General features: G+C 66.0%; 29 protein-coding genes. 10 read left to right on the top strand and 19 right to left on the bottom strand.

Annotated elements, in window-relative coordinates:
• Positions 1–19: 19 nt before the first annotated feature.
• The 4 genes from V9K97_RS02895 to V9K97_RS02880 all read right to left on the bottom strand — a co-directional run bounded on the left by V9K97_RS02895 (position 20) and on the right by V9K97_RS02880 (position 2,350).
• Positions 20–1,066, bottom strand: a complete 1,047-nt coding sequence (locus tag V9K97_RS02895) for an NAD(P)H-dependent glycerol-3-phosphate dehydrogenase (RefSeq protein ID WP_337316082.1) — start codon at positions 1,064–1,066, stop codon at positions 20–22.
• A 24-nt stretch (positions 1,067–1,090) separates the two neighbouring features.
• On the bottom strand, positions 1,091–1,555 hold the full coding sequence (secB, locus tag V9K97_RS02890) for a protein-export chaperone SecB (protein WP_126748400.1): 465 nt from the start codon (positions 1,553–1,555) through the stop codon (positions 1,091–1,093).
• A gap of 127 nt (positions 1,556–1,682) precedes the next feature.
• Entirely contained in the window at positions 1,683–1,943 is a 261-nt protein-coding gene (grxC, locus tag V9K97_RS02885) for a glutaredoxin 3 (protein ID WP_126748399.1), read from the bottom strand.
• A 20-nt stretch (positions 1,944–1,963) separates the two neighbouring features.
• Entirely contained in the window at positions 1,964–2,350 is a 387-nt protein-coding gene (locus tag V9K97_RS02880; protein ID WP_409514025.1) for a rhodanese-like domain-containing protein, read from the bottom strand.
• Positions 2,351–2,455: 105 nt separating this feature from the next.
• On the opposite strand from V9K97_RS02880, the gene gpmA reads away from it, so the two are divergent.
• The 3 genes from gpmA (at position 2,456) to V9K97_RS02865 (ending at position 5,606) form a co-directional block, all read left to right on the top strand.
• Positions 2,456–3,199 (top strand): 2,3-diphosphoglycerate-dependent phosphoglycerate mutase, encoded by a 744-nt coding sequence (gpmA, locus tag V9K97_RS02875; protein WP_126748397.1) that lies wholly within the window; start codon positions 2,456–2,458, stop codon positions 3,197–3,199.
• A 104-nt stretch (positions 3,200–3,303) separates the two neighbouring features.
• Positions 3,304–4,746, top strand: a complete 1,443-nt coding sequence (locus V9K97_RS02870; RefSeq protein WP_337316467.1) for a S41 family peptidase — start codon at positions 3,304–3,306, stop codon at positions 4,744–4,746.
• 98 nt (positions 4,747–4,844) lie between these two features.
• Entirely contained in the window at positions 4,845–5,606 is a 762-nt protein-coding gene (locus V9K97_RS02865; RefSeq protein ID WP_258502034.1) for a HesA/MoeB/ThiF family protein, read from the top strand.
• Between the two features lie 44 nt (positions 5,607–5,650).
• Here V9K97_RS02865 and V9K97_RS02860 read toward each other — a convergent pair whose 3' ends face one another.
• Entirely contained in the window at positions 5,651–7,660 is a 2,010-nt protein-coding gene (locus V9K97_RS02860; RefSeq protein WP_337316081.1) for an AsmA family protein, read from the bottom strand.
• Between the two features lie 234 nt (positions 7,661–7,894).
• On the opposite strand from V9K97_RS02860, the gene V9K97_RS02855 reads away from it, so the two are divergent.
• Positions 7,895–8,299: a response regulator gene (locus V9K97_RS02855; protein ID WP_258502037.1), complete on the top strand. Its 405-nt coding sequence runs from the start codon at positions 7,895–7,897 to the stop codon at positions 8,297–8,299.
• Between the two features lie 67 nt (positions 8,300–8,366).
• On the opposite strand, the gene V9K97_RS02850 is transcribed toward V9K97_RS02855, so the two are convergent.
• Positions 8,367–8,999: a response regulator gene (locus V9K97_RS02850; protein ID WP_015866882.1), complete on the bottom strand. Its 633-nt coding sequence runs from the start codon at positions 8,997–8,999 to the stop codon at positions 8,367–8,369.
• 131 nt (positions 9,000–9,130) lie between these two features.
• Here V9K97_RS02850 and V9K97_RS02845 point away from each other — a divergent pair, with 131 nt between their 5' ends.
• From V9K97_RS02845 to V9K97_RS02820, 6 genes are all read left to right on the top strand, one after another.
• On the top strand, positions 9,131–10,450 hold the full coding sequence (locus tag V9K97_RS02845; RefSeq protein WP_337316080.1) for a CHASE3 domain-containing protein: 1,320 nt from the start codon (positions 9,131–9,133) through the stop codon (positions 10,448–10,450).
• A gap of 207 nt (positions 10,451–10,657) precedes the next feature.
• On the top strand, positions 10,658–10,822 hold the full coding sequence (locus V9K97_RS02840; RefSeq protein WP_157615369.1) for a DUF1328 domain-containing protein: 165 nt from the start codon (positions 10,658–10,660) through the stop codon (positions 10,820–10,822).
• Between the two features lie 54 nt (positions 10,823–10,876).
• Entirely contained in the window at positions 10,877–11,254 is a 378-nt protein-coding gene (locus V9K97_RS02835) for a hypothetical protein (RefSeq protein WP_258502042.1), read from the top strand.
• Positions 11,255–11,289: 35 nt separating this feature from the next.
• Entirely contained in the window at positions 11,290–11,673 is a 384-nt protein-coding gene (locus V9K97_RS02830; protein ID WP_258502049.1) for a phage holin family protein, read from the top strand.
• Positions 11,660–12,154, top strand: coding sequence for a hypothetical protein (locus V9K97_RS02825; RefSeq protein WP_337316078.1), 495 nt, complete (start codon positions 11,660–11,662; stop codon positions 12,152–12,154). Before V9K97_RS02830 ends, V9K97_RS02825 begins: the two co-directional genes overlap by 14 nt.
• Positions 12,151–12,708, top strand: a complete 558-nt coding sequence (locus tag V9K97_RS02820; RefSeq protein ID WP_258502051.1) for a ferritin-like domain-containing protein — start codon at positions 12,151–12,153, stop codon at positions 12,706–12,708. The genes V9K97_RS02825 and V9K97_RS02820 overlap by 4 nt, the downstream gene beginning before the upstream one ends.
• Positions 12,709–12,792: 84 nt before the next feature.
• Here the strand turns inward: V9K97_RS02820 and V9K97_RS02815 are convergent, their stop codons facing one another.
• The 13 genes from V9K97_RS02815 to V9K97_RS02755 form a co-directional block, all read right to left on the bottom strand.
• Positions 12,793–13,314: a BON domain-containing protein gene (locus V9K97_RS02815; protein ID WP_337297169.1), complete on the bottom strand. Its 522-nt coding sequence runs from the start codon at positions 13,312–13,314 to the stop codon at positions 12,793–12,795.
• A 150-nt stretch (positions 13,315–13,464) separates the two neighbouring features.
• Positions 13,465–14,298: a DUF429 domain-containing protein gene (locus V9K97_RS02810; protein ID WP_337316076.1), complete on the bottom strand. Its 834-nt coding sequence runs from the start codon at positions 14,296–14,298 to the stop codon at positions 13,465–13,467.
• A 1-nt stretch (position 14,299) separates the two neighbouring features.
• Positions 14,300–15,181 (bottom strand): DMT family transporter, encoded by an 882-nt coding sequence (locus V9K97_RS02805; RefSeq protein ID WP_337316074.1) that lies wholly within the window; start codon positions 15,179–15,181, stop codon positions 14,300–14,302.
• A gap of 56 nt (positions 15,182–15,237) precedes the next feature.
• Entirely contained in the window at positions 15,238–15,660 is a 423-nt protein-coding gene (locus V9K97_RS02800; protein ID WP_126748385.1) for a BLUF domain-containing protein, read from the bottom strand.
• Between the two features lie 2 nt (positions 15,661–15,662).
• Positions 15,663–16,394, bottom strand: coding sequence for a GTP cyclohydrolase I (folE, locus tag V9K97_RS02795; protein ID WP_258502055.1), 732 nt, complete (start codon positions 16,392–16,394; stop codon positions 15,663–15,665).
• Positions 16,395–16,458: 64 nt separating this feature from the next.
• On the bottom strand, positions 16,459–17,211 hold the full coding sequence (locus V9K97_RS02790; protein WP_258502056.1) for an endonuclease/exonuclease/phosphatase family protein: 753 nt from the start codon (positions 17,209–17,211) through the stop codon (positions 16,459–16,461).
• Positions 17,208–17,681, bottom strand: a complete 474-nt coding sequence (nudB, locus tag V9K97_RS02785) for a dihydroneopterin triphosphate diphosphatase (RefSeq protein ID WP_258502058.1) — start codon at positions 17,679–17,681, stop codon at positions 17,208–17,210. Before nudB ends, V9K97_RS02790 begins: the two co-directional genes overlap by 4 nt.
• Before the next feature lie 7 nt (positions 17,682–17,688).
• A complete protein-coding gene (gene aspS / locus V9K97_RS02780; RefSeq protein WP_258502059.1) occupies positions 17,689–19,494 on the bottom strand; it encodes an aspartate--tRNA ligase in 1,806 nt (601 codons plus the stop codon).
• Between the two features lie 33 nt (positions 19,495–19,527).
• The gene (locus V9K97_RS02775) at positions 19,528–20,148 is read right to left on the bottom strand and encodes a DUF502 domain-containing protein (RefSeq protein WP_258502061.1); all 621 of its coding nucleotides are present in this window, start codon (positions 20,146–20,148) and stop codon (positions 19,528–19,530) included.
• 23 nt (positions 20,149–20,171) lie between these two features.
• On the bottom strand, positions 20,172–20,516 hold the full coding sequence (locus tag V9K97_RS02770; RefSeq protein ID WP_337316072.1) for an FmdB family zinc ribbon protein: 345 nt from the start codon (positions 20,514–20,516) through the stop codon (positions 20,172–20,174).
• 186 nt (positions 20,517–20,702) lie between these two features.
• Complete coding sequence (locus tag V9K97_RS02765; protein WP_337316070.1) at positions 20,703–22,142, bottom strand: sodium:solute symporter family protein; 1,440 nt, start codon at positions 22,140–22,142, stop codon at positions 20,703–20,705.
• Between the two features lie 12 nt (positions 22,143–22,154).
• Positions 22,155–23,720 carry a ubiquinone biosynthesis regulatory protein kinase UbiB gene (gene ubiB / locus V9K97_RS02760; RefSeq protein WP_258502063.1) on the bottom strand — a complete coding sequence of 522 codons (1,566 nt, stop codon included), beginning with the start codon at positions 23,718–23,720 and terminating at the stop codon, positions 22,155–22,157.
• Positions 23,717–24,286, bottom strand: coding sequence for a ubiquinone biosynthesis accessory factor UbiJ (locus V9K97_RS02755; protein WP_337316068.1), 570 nt, complete (start codon positions 24,284–24,286; stop codon positions 23,717–23,719). Before V9K97_RS02755 ends, ubiB begins: the two co-directional genes overlap by 4 nt.
• Positions 24,287–24,314 lie beyond the last annotated feature (28 nt).

The following is a 24,314-nucleotide window of genomic DNA, read 5'->3' as shown; positions in this document are numbered from 1 at the left end:
TTTTGTCTCTTCAGTCTTGTCAGGGTGAACCGCGCGACCCGTGGGCACGGACGGTTTCCGGCACCGGATCACGGCCGGTGAGCGACGCGACGGCTTCCCGCGGGCTCACCCGGCCATCGAGCAGCGCCACCACGCCTTCGGCGATGGGCATTTCCACCCCCAGGCCGCGCGCGCGCTGCACCACGGTGCGCGCGCAATACACGCCTTCGGCCACATGGCCGAGCGAGGCGACGGCTTGCGCCAGGGTCTGCCCTTGGGCCAGCAACAGGCCCACCTTGCGGTTGCGCGACAGGTCGCCCGTAGCGGTCAGCACCAGGTCGCCCAGGCCGGAAAGGCCCATGAACGTCTCGGCCCGCGCACCGAGCGCCAGCCCGAAGCGGGTCATTTCGGCCAGGCCGCGCGTGATGAGCGCGGCGCGCGCATTCAGCCCGAGCGCCAGGCCGTCGCACAGCCCCGTGGCAATGGCCAGCACGTTCTTGACCGCGCCGCCCACCTCGACGCCGACGATGTCGTCGTTGGCATAGACGCGCAGGGCCGGGCCGTGAAAGGCATCGACCAGCGCGTCGCGCACTGCGGCGTGCGGGCTCGCGGCCACCAGTGCGGTGGGACGGCCTTCGGCCACTTCTTGCGCAAAGCTCGGGCCGCTGAGCACGCCCGCTATCAAATCTGGAGCAACCTGCGCCCAGATCTCGTGGGCGAGCAGGCCGAAGGAAGTGGGGGAAGAAGCGTCGAGCGCCGGCTCCACGCCCTTGCAGAGCCACGCAACGGGCACGGTGCAGCCACGCAGCGCGATAAGCTGTTCACGCAGGGCCGCCATGGGCGTGGCCACGATGACGAGGTCGGCGCCGGCATACGCCTGGCCGATGTCCCCGGCCCGCACGGCAAGCGAGGCCGGCAGCGCCAGCCCCGGCAGGTAGCGGGTGTTTTCGCGCGCCTTCGAAATGGCATTGGCCTGGGCGGCATCGCGCGCCCAGAGCGTGACCTCGTGGCCGACGGCGGTGCTGAGGGCCGCATTGACGGCCACCGCCGTGCCCCAGGCACCGGCGCCATGAACGCAGATCTTCATCGGCGTTGGCGGCGTTGTGCCGGTTTACTGTGCGAGGGTCGGGGCGGGCTGGCCGGCGGCCTGTGCCTGCTGCTGCTCGTACATGGCCTGGAAGTTGATTTCGGCCAGGTGCACGGGCGGGAAGCCGCCGCGCTGGATCACGTCGGCCACGTTGCCGCGCAGGTACGGGTAGACGATCTGCGGGCAGGCAATGCCGAGGATCGGGCCCATCTGGTCTTCGGGCAGGTTGCGGATCTCGAAGATGCCGGCTTGTTTGGCTTCGACCAGGAACACAGTCTTGTCCTGGATCTTGGTCTGCACGGTGGCCGACACGGTGATCTCGAAGATGCCTTCAGCGACGGGCTGGGCGTCCACGCCAAGCTGGATGTCGACGGTGGGCTGCTCTTGCTCGAGCAGGATGCCGGGCGAGTTGGGCTGTTCGAGCGACAGGTCCTTGAGGTAGACGCGCTGGATCTGGAAGATGGGATCTTGGGCTTGCTGGTCGGCCATGGCTGAACTTTCGAGAATCAAAACAATGCCCGCCGGGGAGAGGTTCCCGCAGCGGGCTGCAGATGAATGAGCAGGCGATTATCGCCCGGCGCCCGGACCGCTTCCGTGACACCCGGCCGATTCGTTTTCAGGCGGCTTGCAGCAGGGGCACCAGGCCGCCGCGGCTGTCGAGCGCCATCAGGTCGTCGCAGCCGCCCACGTGGGTGTCGCCGATGAAAATCTGCGGCACCGTGCGGCGCTGGGTGATTTCCATCATGGTGCTGCGGGCCTCGGGATCGGTGTCGATGCGAATTTCTTCGATCTCGTCGACGCCCTTGGACTTGAGGATCTGCTTCGCACGAACACAGTACGGGCAGAACGCGGTGGTGTACATCTTGACGGCTTGCATACGCTGTACCTTGGGAAGACTTAGGCTTTTTCAACCGGCAGGTTAGCCTCTTTCCACGCCTTGAGACCGCCGGAGACGGCTTGGGCCTGCTCGTAACCGAGTTTCTTGGCCATGGCCACGGCGCGCTGGGCGCGGGCTCCGGTGGCGCACACCAGGAGCAGCGGCACGTTCTTGTTCTTGACCGTACCGGTCAGCTTTTCTTCCAGCAGGTTCAGCGGCACGTTCTTGGCGCCGATCATGTGTCCGGTAGCGAACTCTTCGGGTTCGCGCACGTCCACCAGCACCGCGCGTTCGCGGTTGATGAGGTGCACCGCGCCCTGGGCCGTGAGGGTGCCGCCGCCGGCGCCGCCGCGAATCAGCGGCCAGGCCAGCATGCCACCCGAGCTGAGTGCAATCAGGATCAGCATCCAGTTCGCGGTGACGAATTCGATCAATTTCACGGGGGTTCCTTGGATGGCAAACCCGGGATTTTAGAATGCTGGTTTTCCCAAGCGCTGCCAAAGGCCTCCCACATGCACAAACTGGTACTGATCCGCCACGGCGAATCGACCTGGAATCTCGAAAACCGCTTCACCGGCTGGACCGACGTCGACCTGACCGAAACCGGCATCGAGCAGGCCAAGCAGGCCGGCCGGCTGCTCAAGGCAGAGGGCTACGACTTCGACGTGGCTTACACCAGCGTGCTCAAGCGCGCCACCCGCACGCTCTGGCACACCCTGGACGAACTCGACCGCACCTGGCTACCGGTGGTGCACTCGTGGCGCCTGAACGAGCGCCACTACGGCGCCCTGCAGGGCCTGAACAAGGCCGAAACCGCCAAGAAATACGGTGACGAGCAGGTGCTGGTCTGGCGCCGCAGCTACGGCACCCCGCCGCCGGCCCTGGAAGCCGACGATCCGCGCAGCGAACGCAGCGACGTGCGCTACGCCAAGCTTTCGCCCGAGCAGATTCCACTCACCGAGTGCCTGAAGGACACCGTCGCGCGCGTGCTGCCGTTCTGGAACGAATCGATGGCGCCGGCCATCCGCACCGGGCGCCGCCTGGTGGTGGCCGCGCACGGCAATTCGATTCGCGCGCTGGTCAAATACTTGGACGGCATTTCGGACGACGCGATCGTCGGCCTGAATATTCCCAACGGCATTCCGCTGGTCTACGAGCTCGACGACGACCTGAAGCCCCTGCGGCACTACTACCTGGGCGACGCCGCGGCCGCCGAAAAGGCCGCCGCGGCGGTCGCCTCGCAAGGCAAGGGCTGAAGAATTAAAACCCCTCGGCGGCGCTCCCCCGTGGAACCCCGGCAGGCAATTTGCTTCCAAGCTGTGTATATTGGTTCGACAGCCGACAAGGACAATCACTCATGATGGGCCACAAATTGAAGATTACCGGCTGGGTCGCCGCCGGCGCCGTTGCCGGCGTCTTGACCACCGTCTCGTTGCAGACGGTCGCACGCGGCTCGCTCGCGCCGCTCCCGCTCGAGGAATTGCAGCAACTCGCCGCCGTTTTCGGCATGGTCAAGAGCGACTATGTCGAACCCGTCGATGAGAAGAAGCTCATTTCCGACGCCATTTCCGGCATGGTCGCCGGCCTGGACCCGCATTCCCAGTACTTCGACAAGAAGTCCTTCAAGGAATTCAGGGAAGGCACGACCGGCCGCTTCGTCGGCGTGGGCATCGAAATCTCGCAGGAAGACGGCCTCATCAAGGTGGTATCGCCCATCGAGGGCTCCCCGGCCTTCCGTGCGGGCCTGAAGCCGAACGACCTGATCACCAAGATCGACGACACGGCCGTGCGCGGCCTGTCGCTCAACGAGGCCGTCAAGCGCATGCGCGGCGAGGCCAACACCAAGGTGCTGCTGACCATCTTCCGCAAGGACGAAAGCCGCACCTTCCCGGTGACGATCACGCGCGAGGAAATCCGTACCCAGTCGGTGCGCGGCAAGGTCGTGGAGCCGGGCTACGGCTGGATCCGCCTGTCGCAGTTCCAGGAACGCACGGTGGACGACTTCGTGAAGAAGGTCGAGGAAATCTACAAGGAAGACCCCAACCTGAAGGGCCTGGTGCTCGACCTGCGCAACGACCCGGGCGGCCTGCTCGACGCAGCGGTGGCCATCTCGGCGGCCTTCCTGCCCGAGAACGTGACCGTGGTTTCCACCGACGGCCAGCTGGCCGAAAGCAAGTCGGTCTACAAGGCGGCGCCCGAGTTCTACCAGCGCCGTTCGGGCAGCGACCCGCTGCGCAACCTGCCCGCGGCCCTCAAGACCGTGCCGCTGGTGGTGCTGGTGAACGAAGGCTCGGCCTCGGCCAGCGAAATCGTCGCCGGCGCATTGCAAGACCACAAGCGCGCCACCATCATGGGCAGCCAGACCTTCGGCAAGGGCTCCGTGCAGACGGTGCGCCCCCTGGGACCGGACACGGGCCTGAAGATCACCACCGCGCGCTACTACACGCCGAGCGGCACCTCGATCCAGGCCAAGGGCATCGTGCCCAACGTGCTGATCGACGAGAGCGCCGAGGGCAGCCCCTTCGCCGCCCTGCGCATGCGCGAGGCCGACCTCGAAAAGCACCTGGCCAGCGGCCAGGGCCCCGAGACGAAGGACCCGGAACGCGAAAAGGCACGTGACGAGGCCCGCAAGCGCCTCGAGGAAGAAGCCAAGAAGCCGCCGCAGGACCGCAAGGTGCCCGAGTTCGGCACCGACAAGGACTTTCCGCTGATGCAGGCGCTCAACCGCCTCAAGGGCCAGCCGGTGCTGGTCAGCAAGACGCAGGTCATCGTCGACAACAAGGAAGAGAAAAAAGAGAACTGATCGGGAGCTCGGCGCTTTCAGATCCGGAAATACCGCGGAACCGGCGCTGCCGGGCCGCGGTATTTTTTCGTTTGGCACAAAAGCCGGGGTGAGCCACCATGAATGACGACGACCTGCTGCGCTATTCGCGCCATATCCTCCTCGAAGAATTCGGCATCGACGGCCAGGCGCGCGTGAGCGCCGGCCGCGCGCTGGTCATCGGCGCGGGCGGCCTGGGCTCGCCGGTGGCGCTGTACCTTGCCGCGGCCGGTGTCGGGCACGTCACGCTGGTGGACGACGACGAGGTCGACCTCACCAATCTCCAGCGCCAGGTGGCCCACACCCATGCGCGGGTGGGCAGCCTGAAGGTCGAATCGGCCGCGCAGGCCATGCGCGACATCAATCCCGGCATGTCCATCGAAACGCACGCCGCACGCGCCGACGAGGCGCTGCTGTCGCGCCTGGTCGAGGCGGCGGACGTGGTGATCGACTGCTGCGACAACTTTGCGACGCGGCAGGCGGTGAACCGCGCCTGCGTGGCGCACGGCAAGCCGCTGGTGGCGGGCGCCGCCATCCGTTTCGACGGCCAGTTGAGCGTTTACGACACGCGCGACGAGGCGTCTCCCTGCTACGCGTGCATTTTTCCGCCCGACGCGGCCTTCGAGGAAACGCTCTGCGCGGTGCTCGGCGTGTTCGGTCCCGTGGTGGGCACCATCGGCACGCTGCAGGCGAGCGAGGCGCTGAAGCTGCTCGCGGGCATCGGTCCTTCGCTGGCGGGCAAGCTGTTGATGTTCGACGGACGCCGCACGGCATTCGACACGCTGCAGATTGCGCGCGACCCGCATTGCAGCGTGTGCGCGCATCGCGCGGGCACCGCCTGACGGCAGCCCCATTCCTTCGGCGCCCTCCTCGTCTCTTCCCGGCCTCAGCGCTGCTTTGCGCCCTTCGCCTTGGCCGCTCCGGCGGCTGCGCCGGAGCCGGGCTTGTTGGCCTGCGACAGCACGCCCTTGCAGTCCGCATCTTCGCCCGGCCCGGTCTCGATGGTCGCCGCCAGCGCCAGCAGCGGATTGAGCGCGCCCAGCACCAATGCGGCCAGGCCGCGCTCCGCCAGCGGAACCACCTGAACCCCGCCGGACGGTGAACCGAACGTGCCGCCGATGACCAGCGGCGTGCGCAGCGAGAGGAAGCTCGCGTCCTTGGGCTCGGGCCGCACCACGAAGTCGAGCTTCTCTGTCGCCAGGTTGGCTTGGCCGGTGGCATAGAAAACGGTGTCGGCCGTGTCGAGCACCACGCTGCGGCTGGTCATGAGGCCCTTGTTGACGTCGAACGCCATCGCGGCGCAGCGCAGCTCGACGTTCTGGTCGCCGCGCAGCAGGAACTTGATGATCTCGGCGCCGTCCAGGCCCATGAACTCGAGCAGCAAATTGCTGAAGCGGCCCCGTCCGGTCAGGGCCGCCACGTCGCCCGAGGCGCCGCCGAGCCAGCTGGCCACCGAGTTGCCCCGCCCCGAAAGGTTGATCCGGCCATCGAGCCGGCTGAAGCTGCTGCGCATGGTCTCGATCTTCGGCACCACGCGGTTGAGCTGCATGTTGCGCAGGTCGAGCGAGGCGCGAATGTCCGCCGGGTTCTGCGTGGCGTCGATGCGGATGGCGCCGACCAGCTTGCCGCCGGCCACGCCCAGGTCGAGCGGGTCGAGGGCGAGCACGCCCTCGGTCAGCTTGACCTGCACGCTGCCGCGGTCGAGCGGCACGTCGCGCACGTTGCGGATGCGATCGGCCGTGTACTTCACGTCGGCGTTCATTGCGCGCAGGCGGTCGAAGTCGAGCGTGGCGGTGGGCAGCACCTTGTCGCCCGCCGCCCGCTTGGCCTGCTTGATGGTGGGCGGCGGCGCCACGCCTTCGACCGCCTTGGCCGAGCGCTCAGTGGGCGGCAAGCCGATGAGGGGGCCCAGGTCGTCCATGTCCATCAGGCGCGAGCGCAACTCGCCCGCGAGGCGCGGCAGCTTTCCGGCCTGGTCGAAACGCATGTCGCCCGCAATGTCCGAAAGGCCGAGCCTGCCCTTGAGCCCTGCCACTTCCCACAGCTTGGCGCGCTTGCGCAGGTCGCCGCTCAGCGCATAGGGCGAGGTCTCAGGCAGCGCGATGCCAAGCAGCGGAAACAGGGCACCGAGCGTCTGGCCCTTGAGTTCGAACTTCGCGTCGATGCCGTCGAGATCGGCGAAGTCGGTCACGGTGCCTTCGGCCTTGAAGCGGGTCTGCCCCGCCGCGGCATCGATCTCCATCGGAAACGGTTCCTGGCCGGCCGACTTGAGTTGCAGCACGTTGCCGGTGCGCCCCTCGGCCGTGAGCGGCTGGCCCTTGTAGCGGCCCTTGATGCGGTAGCTGAGCGGCAGCGTGCCGCGGCCCGTGTCGTAGCTCACGTCGGCGTGCAGATCGACGCCCAGGTGCGTGGCCAGGAAATCGATCGTGCCGTTGTCGACCTGCATCAGGCCGATGACGGGCACGGTTCCGGGATCTGAGGTGTCCTTGCCGAGCGCCCATGTGCGGCGCCCGTCCGGTTCCATCTGGAGCCCCAGCGTCGGCGAGAACAATGCCAGGCGCGGAATCACGATCTTCTGCGTGAGCAGAGGCCACAGCCGTATGTCGAACTCGGCGCGCTCGGCCTTCACCAAGTAGGGATCGCGGGCCCATGGAGGGTTGGCAAACTCAATGCCGTCGAACTTCACGGTGGCGCCGCGCAGGCCCACGCCCACATCGAGCCGCCGGGTGATCTCGAACTTGCGCCCGGTTTTTTCGCTGACGTAGCGGTTGATCGGCTCGCGCAATGTGTCCCACGGAAAGAACGCGACCACCACCGCCAGCGCGGCCAACAGCAGCACGAAAGCCGCAAGCAGCTTGAGCCAGAGTGGCCGGTTGCGAAGGACGTTCGTTGCCATGGTGTCTGGATATACCTGCCCCTCGACGGCCCGGGTCGGCAATGAACCGCAAAAACCGTGCGGCATTGCCTACGGAAGGGCGCGGCGAGCCCGACTCGTCAGAACCCGCCTACAACACCCATCCTCCGAACCCTGCATGATGCGTGGCGGCGACGCCTCAATCTTCGATGCGCAGGCAATCGCCAGCAGGGGCGGTCGCGAAGACACCTGCCAACAGAGGAAGCGCGGTTCGGCATGGATACCAGATTGCAGACATACATCGTCGAAGACAACCTCACGATCCGTGAAAACCTCATCGGTACCCTGGAAGAACTCACCTGCACGACGGTCGTCGGCTTTGCCGAAACCGAAGCGCACGCGCGCCAATGGCTGCAGGACCACAGCGACGAGTGGGACCTTGCGGTGGTCGATCTTTTTCTCAAGCAGGGAAGCGGCCTGGGCGTGCTCCAGGCCTGCACGTCGCGCCGGCCGAACCAGAAGGTGGTGGTGCTCAGCAACTACGCAACGCCCGACATCCGGCGGCGCTGCGCCGAATTCGGAGTGGATGCTGTGTTCGACAAGTCAAACGAGATCGACGCGCTGGTCGACTTCTGCATCCTGGAGGCGGTGGCTCATCGCCCCGCCACCGGCACAAAATGAAAAAGAGGCCGAAGAAGCCGCGCCGGACCTCTTCGCCTCCTTCTTCAGCCGCCGGCCGGTTCTTTTCTCAATCGATCAGCTTGTTCTTCAGCGCGTAGTACGTGAGGTCGCTGTTGGAAGACAGGTTCATCTTCTCCATGAGGCGCGTGCGGTAGGTGCTGACGGTCTTGACCGACAGCGACAGCGTCTTGGCGATGTCGCCCGCGGTCTCGCCCTTGGCAAGCTTCAGGAACACCTGGAATTCGCGCTCCGAGAGCTGCTCGTGCGGCGCGGCGTCGTCCTTGCGGTCGAGCTGGCGGGCGAGCAGTTCCGCCACGGCCGGGGTGATGTAGCGGCGGCCCAGCGAGATGGTGCGGATCGCGTTGACGATCTCCATCGGATCGCACTCCTTGTTGAGATACCCGCTCGCGCCCTGGCGGATGAGGTTCATCGCGTAGTGCTCTTCGGGGTAGCCGCTGAGGATGAGAATTCCCACGTCCGGCGCCTTGGCGCGGATCATGGCAAGCGCGTCGATACCGCTTTGCCCGGGCATCGAAAGGTCCATCACCAGCACGTCGAGTTCGGTGGTGCGCACCAGCTCGATGGCCTCGCGCCCGCTGGCAGCCTCGCCGGCCACGCGCAAGTCGACGTGTTCGGAGAAGAACTGCCGCAGGCCCGAACGCACGATAGCGTGGTCGTCCACAATTCCAATTTTGATCATCTGTTACTTTCTTCGTTGTGTCGCGGCCCAGGAGGCCGCAACATGCCGATCCCCTGGTTGTTATCAATTATTCACGAACTTGTGCTGAAAGCACCTTTGAAAGTTTCATGCACTGGCTAGCTCCTCCAAAAATGGCCGTGAGCCTACTGCTCGCGGCACTGGCTGCGCTGGCCCTCGTCGGTATCAACGAGGCCGGCTACCGCCAGTCGACCCAGGCCCTGGCGAACATCGACGAGGCGCAAAGGGTTCGCGCCACGGTCAACCTGATCCTGCAGAGCATGCTCGATGCCGAAACCGGACAGCGAGGCTACCTCCTGACCGGCGAAACCAGCTACCGGCAACCCTACGACATGGCCGTCAAGCAGGTCGATGGATACCTTGCCACACTGCGCCAACTTTACGCCGAACGGCCGGCAGAGCGTACCCAATTGGCGGAGCTCTCCAAGCACGTGCTGCGCAAGATAGCCGAAATGGACATGAGCGTGCGCCTGCGGCAGGACGGCAAGGAGGATGCCTGGAAGTTCGTCATCACCACCGACGTGGGGCGCGAGGAAATGGACGCCATCCGCAAGAGTGCCCACGACCTGGTGGCGGCCAGCAACAAGACCCTGCAGGAAAGCCAGGTGCAGGTGATGAAGTCGCTGCGGCTTGCGCGAGTCGGCACCGCCATCGTGGCGCTCGCCGCCCTCATCGCGTTCTTCCTGTACCTGCGGCAGACGCATGCATTGCGCTCCATCGGCGAGCGCCAGCAGGAAACGCTTCAGCGCGAGCGCAACGCACTCGAAGACGAGGTGCGCGAACGCACGGCCTCGCTGGCCGAACTGGCCACCCACCTGCAGGACGTGCGTGAAACCGAGCGCGGCTATCTCGCACGCGAGCTGCACGACGAGCTCGGCTCGCTGCTGACGGCGGCCAAGCTGGACGTCGCCCGCCTCAAGTCGAGGCTGCTGGAGGCACCGGACGCCACCCAGCGGCTGCAGCACCTGACCGAGCTGCTCAACAGCGGCATTGCGCTGAAGCGCCGCATCATCGAGGACCTCCGGCCGTCGTCGCTGTCGAACCTCGGGCTGGTGGCGTCGCTGGAAATCCTCGGGCGCGAATTCGCCGAGCGCTCGGGCATCCAGGTGCAGATGGCGCTGGAGCCCGTGACCATGGACGAGTCGCGCCAGCTCACCATCTACCGCATGGTGCAGGAGAGCCTCACCAACATCGGCAAGTACGCCGAAGCCAGCGAGGCGACGATCGTGCTGAAGAACTACGAGAACCACGTGATCGTGGAAGTTGCCGACAACGGCAAGGGCTTCGACCCGCAACGCATCCACCCTTCGACGCATGGCCTCGCGGGCATGCGGCACCGGGTGGAAGCCGCACGCGGCAAGCTCACCATCTCTTCCACGCCGGGCCGGGGCACGCGCCTGAGTGCGATGTTGCCGGTGGTCAAGCCGCGCTGAGGCACGGCCGGTTGCGCGACCGGTGCGGCCGCAGGTGCGCATGAACGGCCTGCCCGCGAAGGGGAACTCGGTCGTCTCCTACGTTCCCCGCGCCCAGCCGCTGACAGGGCCTTGCAGGGGCGCCACTTAAGGTTGCTCCTGTGCCGTTCATTTCATCTTTTGAACGCGCAGTCCCACAACAACGAGCGAAGTCTCGAAGGAGTCCACATGTTGCATTACACGGTGGTGTTTCTGGTCATTGCGCTGATTGCCGCTGTGTTCGGCTTCGGCGGCATTGCCGCCAGCGCGGTAGGAATCGCAAAGATCCTTTTCGTGATCTTCGCCGTACTTGCCATTGCCAGTTTCCTGGCCGGCTTGCTCAGGCGCAAGTAGCGTAGTTACGATCAATAGGCTCCCGCAATTCATCTCCCCGGAAAGGAAATTCTCATGAACACGACGACCAAGACTCCCTCGCAACTCGCCGATGACGCACGCCAGACCGCCAACGAGGCTGTCGAGTCGACCCGCGCCTACGCACAGAACGCGGTGAATGCGGCCGGCGAGAAGGTCCGCGAGCTGCGCCGCGACGCAGAACCGGCGGTCGAACAGCTGGCAGCGCGCGTGCAGCAGGCCGTGCAGCGCGGCCTGGACGCAGCCTCGACCACCAGCGCCCGCGCACAGCGCCGCCTGGAGCAGGCAGCGGACGTCACCGGCCGCTACATCTCCGACCAGCCCGTGCGCTCGGTGCTGATTGCCGCCGCAGCGGGTGCAGCCATCACCGCGCTCATCGTGCTGGCCAGCCGTAGCCGCCGGGACGAATACTGATCCGCTGACGCCCCGTTCCACCGATTCCGCGCACCATGCTTCATCCGATTTTTTCCACGGTGCTCGGGCATCCGGAACTCATCGCCGAACACGCCGCCAACTACGCCGCTCTCGTGAGGCAAGAGGCCTCCGAGGCGGGACGCGGGCTCGTCGCCCGCATTGTTGCGGGCGTGGTCGCGGCCGCGAGCGCCATGCTGGCGCTCGGGCTCATCGGGGTTGCGGTGTTGATGGGCGTGCTGCATGGCAGCTTCCATTGGGTGCTGGTGGCGGTGCCCGGCGTTGCGCTGGTGATTGCCGGCATTTGCGCCTGGGTGGCAAGCCGTCCGTTCCCGGGCTACGCGTTCGACGATCTTCGCGCCCAGGTCGACGCAGACCTGCAGGCGTTGCATGAAGCAGGAGCCCGCCATGACCGGCACTGACCGCAGTTCACTCACGCCGCAGGAGCGCCTTGCGCTTTCGCGCCGTGCACTCGTGCGGCATCTGAACGGCGAAGACGACGAGCCGCGCGACAGCCGCTACGGCAGGCGGTACGCGGCGCAGGAAGATCATCCGGAGATGTACGCCGCAGACGGCGCGCAGCAAGAGGCGCCGCCTCGCAGCAGCCGCCATAGGTGGACGTCGATGGCGCGCAGCATGACCGAGCGCTGGTGGCGCCGGCACCCCGCCCATGCGGTGGGCCAACTCGCACGCCCCTTGCTCGAGCACTATGCGCGCAAGGAGCCAGCCAAGCTCATGGCCATTGCCGCCGCCACGGGCGCCGCCATCGTGCTGGTCAAGCCATGGCGCCTGCTCTCGTTCACGGCGGTGCTGGCGGCGGTGCTCAAGACATCCGATGTGGCAGACGTCGTCAACACGTTGATGCATCAGAAAAACACCAGCCCACGAAAGGACCCTCCATGAATGCGAACTCCCCGGGTACCAACCCGGCAAGGCACGAGCACCTGGTGCTCGACGAAAAAGCCATCGAGGCGGCGGCCAACAGCCTCGACGAAGGCGCGGTCACGCCGAGCTACGGCCCCTGGCGCGACGATGTCGTGAAGCTGCTGAACGATGCGCTGGCCACCGAACTGGTGTGCGTGCTGCGCTACAAGCGCCACTATTTCACTGCCAGCGGCGTGTCGTCGCCTGCCATCGCAGAAGAATTCCTGGTGCACGCCAACGAAGAGTCGGCCCACGCCGACCGCATTGCGGAACGCATCGTGCAACTGGGCGGCGAGCCCGACTTTGCGCCCACCCACCTGCTCGAACGCAGCCACGCCGGCTACGACGAATCGACCGACCTGCAGGCGATGGTGCGCGCCAACCTCGTGGCCGAGCGCATTGCGGTGGAAACGTACCGGCAGATGATCGCGCTGATCGGTGACAAGGACCCGACCACCCGGCGCATGCTGGAAGACATTCTTTCCGACGAGGAAGAGCACGCGGACGAGCTCAAGGACTGGCTCGGCCACTGATCTTTACGGGCCCTCGCGAGGGCTCCGCAACAAAAAAAGCCCGGACGAGCCGGGCTTTTTTGTTTGGGACGAGGCAGAGCGCTTTCAGCTCTTCACTTCAAGCTGGTTGTTCACCGAGGTCACGCCCTGCACGCCCTTGGCGATTTCCTCGGCGCGTGCCTTTGCGGCGGCGGTGGGCGCGGGGCCCTTCAGGCTCACGGCGCCGGCCTTTGTGTCCACGTCGATCTTGATCGCGCTCAGGTCCGGGTCTTTGGCCAGGCCCGCGGCGACCGATGCGGTAATGGCGGCATCGTCCACCGTCGCGCTCGCGGCCGTACCGGCTCGCTTTGCGGCATCCGTCATGTTGGCCATGCCGTCCTTCACCTCGGCAGTGGTGCCGGAGGCATCGATCTTGGCCTTGGCGTCCTTGACGGCCTCGCCTGTCTTGGCCGCGGCAGTCTCCGCCGCCTTCTCGGTCTTTGCAATGGCGCTGTCGAGCTTCTCGCCCGCGGTGCGGTTGTCCGAGGCGTCGCAAGCGGCGAGCGTCAGTGCCGCGCCCGCCATCAGCAGCACGGCGAGCCATGTGCGTGGCGACGGCATGGCGAGGGTCTGAACAGTTCTTTTCATTGGAATCCTCCGTTTCGCTCTGAAGAGCGGGTGACGCGCGCGGGTTGCGCGCAGGGGGTCCGGACGAGACCGGACCGCCTTCCCAATCTAGCTTTCAGGGCGAAGACGCGGGAGTCGTGGCCGGCGCGAAACCCTGTAGGACAAGAAGGCTCAGGCCGTGACGATCCAACCCTCGATCGGATCGAAATTCTCCGGCAAGCCGAAACCCGGCCCAGGCGCGGATACGCGTTGCGCGCTCCACGCGGCCTGAACAAGGCAAAGCACCGCATCGATGTGATCGCCGCGCGCATCGCCCAGTAATTCGGTGCGTTGCGCCTTGCTGAGCGCCACCCGCAGGCCCAGCCGCGTGTTGCCCGCCTCGAGCGCGGCGAGCAGGCTCGTGCGCGCCGCCAGCCGCTCGGGCGTTTGCTTGGCCGCCTCGTCGCTCTTGTAGCTGCGGCGGCCGATCAGCTCGCGGGCCAGCAGCCCGGGGTAGGCCTCGAGCGCGACACGGTCTTTGTTGCTGCCGATGTGCAGCCCCGGAAGGCTCGCGCCGGCAGCCAGGAGCGGCGGCACGCCCGCATGGAGCATGAAAGCCACCGGCGGGTTGACCCATTTCATCGACGTGCTCGAACCGGCGGGCGCATCGGTGGCGCGGTGCGCAAACTTGCCGCCGACCGGGCGCGCCGCACAGAACGCGGCAAAGGTGGCGCGAATCTCCGCGCGGCTCAGGCCTGCATAGTGGGCCATGAGCGCATTCCATTCCAGCGGCCACCGCAGGTGCTCGACCAGTTCGCGCGGAAGGCCGAACGGAAAATCGAACCCGCCGATCCACGCCGGCTCGCTGCGCAGCCACTCGGCCCAGGCGTCGAGCGTGGTGAAGCGCTGGAGGCCCGTCAGCACCAGTTCGCCCGCCCCGCTGGTGCGTCCGGCGGCGACGACGATCGGCTTGCGCGACGTGGGTGCGCAAGAAAAATCGCATCCGAACAGCAGCGGCGAATTCATCTCACCCTAGCGCGAGTGCCACCACCCCGGCGGCAATGAAAGCTGCGCCCAGCAGCCGCAGCAGGCGATCGCCCTCGCGCAGCAGATGGCCGCCGATCAGCGCGGCGAAAAGCATCGAGACTTCGCGCGCCGGCGCAACATGGGAAATGGGCGCCTGCTGCACCGCATAGAGCACCAGCACATACGAAACGGGGCTGATCACCGCCACCAGCAGTGCGTACTTCCACTGCGCGCGCCACATCCGCGCCGTTTCGGCGGGGTCGTGCAGCCCGGCGGGCAGCAGCAGGCCCACGCGAACCAGGTTGCCGAAGTAGTCGAGCAGGATCGGGGACATCGCCAGGAATTTCACCGCATAGCTGTCGGCCACTGTGTAGGCCGCGATGAAGGCCCCCGTCAGCATGCCGTAGCGAACGCCCTTGTGAACCCGCGCGCGCTGGGCCGGGTCATGCTTCTTGCGCCAAAGGCCCGGTCCGCCGGCCACCAGGAAGACGCCCAGCACCACGCCCGCAATGCCGGCGACGCCGACGAGGCTGATGCGCTCGCCAAGGAACAGGATGGCGACCAGCGACGACAGCAGCGGTCCCGAACCGCGCGCCAGCGGATAGACCACGGTGAGATCGGACTTGCGGTAGCCGCGCAGCAGAATGACGTAGTAGATGACGTGCAGCACGCCGCTCAGCCCGACGAAGCCCCACTCCTTCAAGCCCCAGGTCGGCACCACGCTCCAGCCCAGCGTGACGCCCACGGGGGCCCACACAACGGCCATCAAGACGCCGCTTTGCAACGCGAAGCGTGCGTCGCCGTTCGCCTTTTTGGCGGCGATGTTCCAGCTGGCGTGAATGATCCCGGCAAGCAGGATCAATGCGAAGGCGGAGAGCGGCACCCCGGGTTATGCGAGGCCGGGAGAACGCGGAGTGCCTGGCGCGGGCACCACTGGCCTCAGTGGCGGCCGACGATGGCCGCGGTGGCCATCAGTTCCTCGAGCAGCGCCAGCGAGACCTTGCCCGACACCGCATACGGATTCAGCTCGGGCTTTTCCGAGTACTTGAGCAGCGTCGAGGCGTTGAGCTTGGAGAGGTTGACCTGCCCCATGGTCCAGCCGCCGAAGCGGCGCTCGGAAATTTCTTCGTAGTGCAGCAGCACCACGTCCTTGTGGCGCGCATCGCGCTGGATGTGGCCGTAGAGTTCGCTCACGGCCATGCGCCCGCCTTCGATGGCCTGCAGGAAGGTGCCGGCACCGTAGCAAAGAATGCCCGTGATGCCGCAGGACGGGTTGTGCGTGCGCGATTGCGCGAGGATGGCGTCGATGGCCTCGGGGCTGGTATCGACGGCGCGGCTGGCGTAGAGAAGTCGGACCAGCATGTTCAGCTCCTCCTCGGCAGCAGCGAAAGAAATTCGCGGCGCAGGCTCGGGTCTTTCAGGAACACACCGCGCATCACGGAATTGATCATCTTGCTGTCCATTTCCTTCACGCCGCGCCAGGCCATGCAGAAGTGCTCGGCTTCCATGACGAGCGCCAGGCCGTCAGGCTGGGTTTTTTCCTGGATGAGGTCGGCCAGCTGCACCACCGCCTCTTCCTGGATCTGGGGCCGGCCCATGACCCATTCCGCAAGGCGCGCGTACTTCGACAGGCCGATCACGTTGGTGTGCTCGTTGGGCATGATGCCGATCCACAGCTTGCCGATGATCGGGCAGAAGTGGTGCGAGCAGGCGCTGCGCACGGTGATCGGGCCGACGATCATCAGCTCGTTCAGGTGCTCGGCATTGGGAAACTCGGTGAGCGAAGGCGGCGCCACGTAGCGGCCCCTGAACACTTCGTTGAGGTACATCTTGGCCACGCGGCGCGCTGTGTTGCCGGTGTTGTGGTCGTTCTCGAGGTCGATCACCAGGCTTTCGAGCACGCCCTTCATCTTCACTTCGACTTCGTCGAGCAGCGACTCGAGCTCGCCAGGTTCGATGAACTCGGCAATGTTGTCGTTGGCGTTGAAGCGCTTGCGCGCGGCAGTCAGGCGTTCGCGGATCTTCACCGAGACGGGGGTGCCCTCGTCGTCGTTGTTTCCGTCAGGGCGCGGTTCCACGTCGGTTTTCCTCAGCATCCGCGCATGGTATCAGCGAACGCATTTTGCAGGCCCGGCAGGGAGAAGCCAGCAAAAGCGCGCCTCATGCCAGCACAAAATCGGCCACCAGCGGCAGGTGGTCAGACATTCGCGCCCAGATCGGCCCGCGCGGCACCGAGCAGGCCACCGGCTCCAGGTGCCGCCCATAGACGAAGTCGAGCTGCGCCACGGGCAGGCGCGAGGGATAGGTGAGCGTTCGCGACCCGCGCAGGTCGCTGGTGTCGCGCAGGCCCATGGCGTTCATGGCGTAGCGCATGCGCGCGCCCCAGTCGTTGAAGTCGCCCGCAACGACCACCGCCTCGCCGGCCGGCACTTCGCGCTCGATGAACTCCCGCAGCCGGGCAACCTGCCGCACGCGGCTGCCCTTGATGAGCCCCAGGTGCACGACGATGGCATGCACGGGTCGGCCCTCCACCTCGATGACGACATGCAGCAGCCCGCGCTGCTCGAAGCGGTGGTCGGAAATGTCCTGATGGCCGGTGCGGATCACCGGCCAGCGGGTCAGCAGGGCATTGCCGTGCTCGCCGTGGCGCGTGATGGCATTGGTTTCATAAACCGCGGTGTAGCCCTCGGGCGCCAGGAAGTCGGCCTGGGGAAGCTCTGGCCAGCGCTCGAAGCGAAGCGCAGCCTGCCGGTTCATCTTTCGCACCTCCTGCAGGCAGACGATGTCGGCGTCGAGCTGCTCGATGGCATGGCCCAGGTTGTGGATCTCCAGCCGCCGTGCCGGCCCGATGCCTTGCACACCCTTGTGGATGTTGTAGGTCGCGACCCGAAGGGTGTGTGCCGGCAGGTTCATCGGGCAAATTCTGGCAGCAACAGAATGGCTTCGGCATTCGACGGAGAAAAGCACGCGTCAGCCGCCTCGCGGTAGGGCAGCCATTTCCAGTCGGTGTGCTCGCGCGGCGCCAGGGTGGGCACCAGGCGCTCGGGCACGCACAGGCCGAACAGGTGTTCGGTGTTGTGCGTCACGCCCGGTTCATAGCGTGCGCGCCAGCCTGGGTAGATTTCGTAGACGTTGCTCAGCTGCCAATCGACCAGCCCCGCGGCCAGGGGCGTGCCCTCGCCGCATTGGATGCCGGTTTCCTCGGCCACCTCGCGCGCTGCGGTGAGCATGAGCGGCTCGTCGGCCAAGTCCTTGCTGCCAGTGACCGATTGCCAGAAGTCATTGGCATCGGCACGCCGGATCAGCAGCACGTCGAGTGCCGGCGTATGAATGACGACCAGCACCGACTCCGGAATCTTCCAGGGCCGGGTGCTCGTCGTCATGGGCGCATCAGGCGGTTTGGGGCGTGTTGCGCAGCTTGATGTGCAGCTCGCGCAACTGCTTCTCGTCGACCGGGCTCGGCGCCTGCGTGAGCAGGTCTTGCGCGCGCTGGGTCTTGGGGAAGGCGATCACGTCGCGGATCGACTCGGCACCGGTCATCAGCATGACCAGGCGGTCGAGGCCGATGGCGATGCCGCCATGCGGCGGGGCGCCGTATTGCAGGGCGTCGAGCAGGAAGCCGAACTTGAGCTGGGCGTCCTCGGCGCTGATCTTGAGCGCGCGGAACACCTTGCTCTGCACTTCCTCGCGGTGGATACGCACCGAGCCGCCGCCCATCTCGATGCCGTTGAGCACCATGTCGTAGGCCTTGGCAATGCACTTCTCGGGGGCCGTGTCCATGAGGTCTTCATGGCCGTCCTTCGGCGCGGTGAACGGGTGGTGCACGGCGCTCCAGCGCTGGCCTTCCTCGTCAAACTCGAACATCGGGAAGTCGACCACCCACAGGGGCGCCCAGCGGTCGTCGAACAGGCCGGCCTTCTTGCCGAAGGCGCTGTGGCCGATCTTCACGCGCAGCGCGCCGATGGCGTCGTTGACGATCTTTTCCTTGTCGGCGCCGAAGAACAGGATGTCGCCGTTGCGGGCGCCCGTCCGGGCGATGATCTCGGCCAGCGAGGCGTCGTCGAGGTTCTTGACGATCGGGCTCTGCAGACCTTCGCGGCCGGCGGCTGCGTCGTTCACCTTGATGTAGGCCAAGCCCTTGGCGCCGTAGATCTTGACGAACTCCTGGTACGCGTCGATCTCGCCGCGCGACAGGCCGCCTTCGGCTCCGCCGCCCGGCACGCGCAGCGCAACCACACGGCCGCCCTGCATGGTGGCGGCGTTGGAGAACACCTTGAACTCGACCCGCTTCATGAGCTCGGTGAGTTCGGTGAACTCGAGCTTCACGCGCAGGTCGGGCTTGTCGGAGCCGTACTTGAACATGGCGTCCGCGTACGTCATGGTCGGGAACACCGGCAGGTCGATGCCCGCGGCATTGCGGAACACGTTGCGGATCATGCCCTCGAACATCTCGCGGATTTCTTCTTCGGCGAGGAACGAGGTCTCGATGTCGATCTGCGTGAATTCGGGCTGGCGGTCTGCGCGCAGGTCTTCGTCGCGGAAGCACTTCACGATCTGGTAGTAGCGGTCGTAGCCGGCCACCATCAAGAGCTGCTTGAAGAGCTGGGGCGACTGCGGCAGCGCAAAGAAGCTGCCGTCGTGCACGCGGCTGGGCACCAGGTAGTCGCGCGCGCCTTCGGGCGTGGACTTGCCGAGCATCGGCGTCTCGATGTCGATGAAGCCGTTGGCGTCGAGGAACTTGCGCGTTTCCATCGTCACCTTGTAGCGCAGCATCATGTTGCGCTGCATGGCCGGGCGGCGCAGGTCGAGCACGCGGTGCGTGAGGCGAGTGGTTTCCGACAGGTTGTCGTCGTCCAGCAGGAACGGGGGCGTGACCGAGGGGTTGAGCACCTTGAGCTCATGGCACAGCACTTCGATCTTGCCGCTCTTGAGCTGGTCGTTGGTGGTGCCCTCGGGGCGCGCGCGCACCAGGCCGGTGATCTGCACGCAGAACTCGTTGCGCAGGTTCTCGGCCACAGCGAAGGTGGAGGCGCGATCGGGGTCGCACACCACCTGCACGTAGCCTTCGCGGTCGCGCACGTCGACGAAGATCACGCCGCCATGGTCGCGGCGGCGGTTGACCCAGCCGCACAGGGTGACGGTTTGGCCCATCAGGGCTTCGGTCACAAGACCGCAATAGTGAGTACGCATGGCCATATCTTGATTTCCAGCGCCGCGAAGGCGCGTTTCTTACTTGTTCGCGAGGGTCGAGGGGCCGCCGGGAACGACCACGCCCATCGAGACGATGTATTTGAGCGCTTCGTCCACGCTCATCTTGAGTTCGATGCAATCGCTGCGCTTGAGCATCACGAAATAACCGCCCGTCGGGTTGGGCGTTGTGGGTACATAGACGCTGAGGTAGTCGCCGCCGCCCAGGTGCTCGACCACGTCGCTACCCGGCGCGCCGGTCACGAAGGCGATGGTCCACACACCCTCTCGGGGCCACTGCACCAGCACCGCGGTGCGAAAGGCGTTGCCGTTCTCGGAAAACAGCGTGTCGGACACCTGCTTGACGCTGGAGTAGATCGAGCGCACGACCGGAATGCGCCGCACCACCGCATCGCCCCATCCGAGCAGGCGTTTGCCCACGAAGTTGCTTGCAATGGCGCCCACGCCCAGCAAGATGGCCAGCGTGAGCAGCACGCCGAGCCCGCGCACGTTGTTTTCGTGCAGCCATGTCTGCCAGACCACCGGCAGCACCCAGAGCGTCTGGTCCAGCGTGTCGATGATCCACTTCAGCACCGCCAGGGTGATGAACAGCGGAACGATGACCAGCAAGCCGGAAAACAGCCATTTGCGCAGGGCGAGCATGGTGTGTTGTTCTCGGTCGCTCGTCAGTCGCTCTTGGCCGCGGCAGCTGGCGCCGGCGCAGGGCTGGAGGCAGGGGCGGGTGCAGGCGCGGGGCTGGAAGCCTCCGCGGTCTTGGCGGCTGGCGCGGCAGCGCTGTCGCCATTGGTCGCGGGTGCAGCGGTGGCAGCTTCGGCCTTCTTGCCGCCGCCATCGCGGAAATCGGTCACGTACCAGCCGGAACCCTTGAGCTGGAAACCGGCGGCGGTGACCTGCTTTTCGAAGGCACTCGCGCCGCATGCCGGACACACCGTGAGCGGCGCATCGGACATTTTTTGCAGGGCGTCCTTGGCAAAGCCGCAGGCGCTGCACTTGTAGGCGTAAATGGGCATGGAATTGAGTAAAAAAGCGGCGCAAAAACCGAGCAGAGGCCGCTCGCAAAGCCCTCGATTATAAGGGTGCCCCTGCAGGCATGAACCCGCATGGCCCGGCCAGTGCACCCGTGGAACCGGCTCTGCCGGGCCGCCGGGTGCGCCCCCCAGTGGGGGGAGGCGCCAAAGGCGCTTCGGGGGGCGTTCCTAGGCTGCGAGCATCCGGTGCGGCGTGCGGGTGTTGGTCACCCACTGCGGCGCCAGCGATCCGGCCACCATCCCGCCGAACGAGGCGAGCACGCCGGCCAGTTGGGCCGGAAACTCGGCGCCCCAGGGCATCGACAGGAACAGCAGCCAGGTGCCGATGCCGAACAGGATCGAAGCGAGCGCCCCCTGCGTGGTGGCGCGGCGCCAGTAAAGCCCGCACACCAGCGGCACGAAGGCGCCGACCAGAGGCACCTGGTAGGCGCCCGACACCAGTTCGTAGATGGGCGTGCCCTGCATGCGGATGGCATAGGCCAGCACGGCCGCGCTGAAGACCAGCACCGTGATGCGCATGGTCATGAGGTTCTGGCGGTCGGTGCCCGCGGGCCGGAACTGGCGCCAGATGTTCTCGGTGAAGGTAACGCTCGGCGCCAGCAGCGTGGCCGAGGCGGTCGACTTGATGGCCGACAACAGCGCGCCGAAGAAGAGCACCTGCATCACGAACGGCATCTTCTCGAGCACCAGGGTCGGCAGCACCTTCTGCGGATCGTCCTTGAGCAGCGCGGCGGTCTGCTCCGGCATGATCAGGAGCGCGCTGGCCACCAGGAACATCGGCACGAAGGCGAACAGGATGTATGCCACGCCGCCGATGACCGGCCCGCGCGTCGCGGCCTTGACGCCGTTGGCCGACATGACGCGCTGGAACACGTCCTGCTGCGGAATGGAGCCGAGCATCATCGTGATGGCCGCGGCAAGGAAGAACACCATGTCGTGCCAGTTGGGCTCGGGCCAGAACTTGAAGAGGTCCTTGCTGACCGCGAAGGCCACCACCTTGTCGGCGCCGCCGGCCATGTTGCCGGCGAACACCGCAATGATGGCAAGCCCCGCGACGAGGATGATCATCTGGATGAAGTCGGTCACCGCCACCGACCACATGCCGCCGAAGAGGGTGTAGGCCAGGATGGAAACCACCCCGATCACCATGCCCACCGGAATGCTGATGGCGCCGGCGGAAAGCACGTTGAACACCAGCCCGAGCGCCGTGACCTGCGCCGACACCCAGCCCAGGTAGCTCAGCATGATGATGAGCGAGCAGGCCACCTCCACGCCGCGGCCGTAGCGCTCGCGGTAGTAGTCGCTGATGGTCAGCAGGGTCATGCGGTAGAGCTTGCCCGCGAAGAACAGCCCGACCAGGATGAGGCAGGTGCCCGCGCCGAACGGATCTTCGACCACGCCGTTCAGCCCGCTTTCGATGAACTTGGCCGGAATGCCGAGCACCGTTTCGGAGCCGAACCAGGTGGCGAAGGTGGTCGTCACGATCATGAAGAGCGGCAGGTGCCGCCCCGCAATGGCGAAGTCGGTGGTGTTCTTCACCCGCTTGGCGGCGTAGAGGCCGATCGCAATGGTGACCAGCAGATAAACGACAACCAGCGTCAGCAACACGGGGACTCTCCTCTAGAACAACTTCACGCGCACCAGCAACTGCATGGCGAGCAATCCCAATACAAATCCTATGCCACCGTAGATGATGGTCTGCAGCAACCGGTTGGTGCGCTTTTGCGCGGCCAGCAGTTCGAGCAGCTCGCGGCGGTTGTCGGCCGGCCGATTTTCAAGGAAATCGTGCAGCAGCCGCGGCAGTTGCGGCAGCAGTTTTGCGTAGCGCGGCGCCTCGGCCTTGAGCTGCTGGAACAGCTTCCTGGGGCCAATCTGATCGACCATCCACTTTTCGAGGAATGGCTTGGCGGTGTGCCAGAGGTCGAGCTCCGGGTCGAGCTGGCGGCCCAGGCCCTCGATGTTGAGCAGGGTCTTCTGCAGCAGTACCAGTTGCGGCTGGATCTCGACGTGAAAGCGCCGCGAGGTCTGGAACAGCCGCATCAGCACCATGCCGAGCGAGATTTCCTTCAAGGGCCGGTCGAAATACGGCTCGCACACGGTGCGGATTGCCGCCTCCAGCTCGTCGATGCGGGTGCCTTCGGGCACCCAGCCGCTTTCCAGGTGCAGCTCGGCTACGCGCTTGTAGTCGCGCCGGAAGAAGGCCACGAAGTTCTGCGCCAGGTATTCCTTGTCCGACTCCGTGAGCGTGCCGATGATCCCGAAATCAAGCGAGATGTAGCGCCCGAAGGTCTCCGGCGCGAGGCTCACCTGGATGTTGCCCGGGTGCATGTCGGCGTGAAAGAAGCCGTCGCGGAACACCTGGGTGAAGAAGATCGTGACGCCGTCGCGAGCGAGCTTGGGAATGTCGACACCGGCTGCGCGCAGACGGTCGAGCTGGGCAATGGGCACGCCGTTCATGCGCTCCATCACGATCACCTCGGGGTGGCAGAAGTCCCAGAACATCTCGGGGATGAGCACGAGGTCGAGTTCGGCCATGTTGCGGCGCAACTGGGCCGCATTGGCCGCTTCCCGCACCAGGTCGAGCTCGTCGTGCAGGTACTTGTCGAACTCGCCGACCACCTCGCGCGGCTTCAGGCGCTTGCCGTCGGGCGATAGCCGCTCGACCCAGCCGGCCATCATGGCCATGAGGGCAAGGTCTTTCTCGATCACGCCGCGCATGCTGGGACGCAGCACCTTGACGGCCACCTCCCGCACCTCGCCCTGGTTGGTGCGGATGGTCGCAAAGTGGACCTGGGCAATGGACGCGCTGGCAATTGGCGTCTCGTCGAACTGCACGAACACATCGCCCACCGGTCGGCGGAAGGCCCGCTCGATGGTGGCAATGGCCACGGACGACGGGAACGGCGGCACGCGGTCCTGCAGAAAGGCAAGCTCGTCGGCAATGTCGGGCGGCAGCAGGTCGCGCCGGGTGGAGAGCACCTGGCCGAACTTCACGAAGATGGGGCCCAGCCGCTCGAGCGCCTCGCGCAGGCGCTGGCCGCGCGGCGCGTCGAGGTTGCGGCCGATGGAAACGACCCGCGCCACCACGCGCAACCAGGGTTTCTGGAAGCTCGTGAGCACGAGTTCGTCCAGGCCGTAGCGCAGCGCGACCCAGACGATGAAGAAGCCGCGGTAGAAGCGCCTCATTCGGCCGTGCTCGCCGGGCCGGCTGCCGAACCGCCGGTTTGCGGGGGCTTGCCGCCGACGAACTGGCGCAGCGCGCCCGCCACCTTGCGGGCGCCGTTGGCGATGGTGTGTGCCGGCACGTCGCCAATCAGGCGCGCGAGGTCGTCCTCGACGTCCCAACGCACATGGTCGACCAGCCAGTTGACCTCGGCCGCAAGCTGCACGTCGCCGATGATCTGCACCGATGGCTTGTCGCCACGCAGCGTGGCGCGCGCCAGGTCGAGGGGGGACTCATCCGTGACGGTGAGCGTGAGCTCAGGCACCAAGCCTGGCGGCGCCAGGTCGAGCAGGCCGGCGGGCGTAGCCACCAGCTCCATCGTGACGAAGCGCCACTGGAAGCGCACCACCCGCCCCTGCTGCCGCAGCAGCCGCTGCTGGGCTTCGGGCTCCTGCTGCAGCACATGATTGAGAAACAGCACCGCGCGATGCTGGATCTCGTGCACAGCCCAGGCGGGTGGCTGCAGCCGTTCGCCGATGCGATTGAACAGGTCGTCGAGAAAAGAAAATGGGGACGATGGTGTGGCCATGTCCCCATTATCGGTTCTGTAAGCGGCC

Origin of the sequence: Variovorax sp. CCNWLW186, assembly GCF_037203865.1 — a bacterium.
Classification (GTDB): domain Bacteria; phylum Pseudomonadota; class Gammaproteobacteria; order Burkholderiales; family Burkholderiaceae_C; genus Variovorax.
The sequence above is the reverse complement of the archived record's forward strand: the minus strand, read 5'-3'. Positions and strand labels throughout refer to the sequence as shown.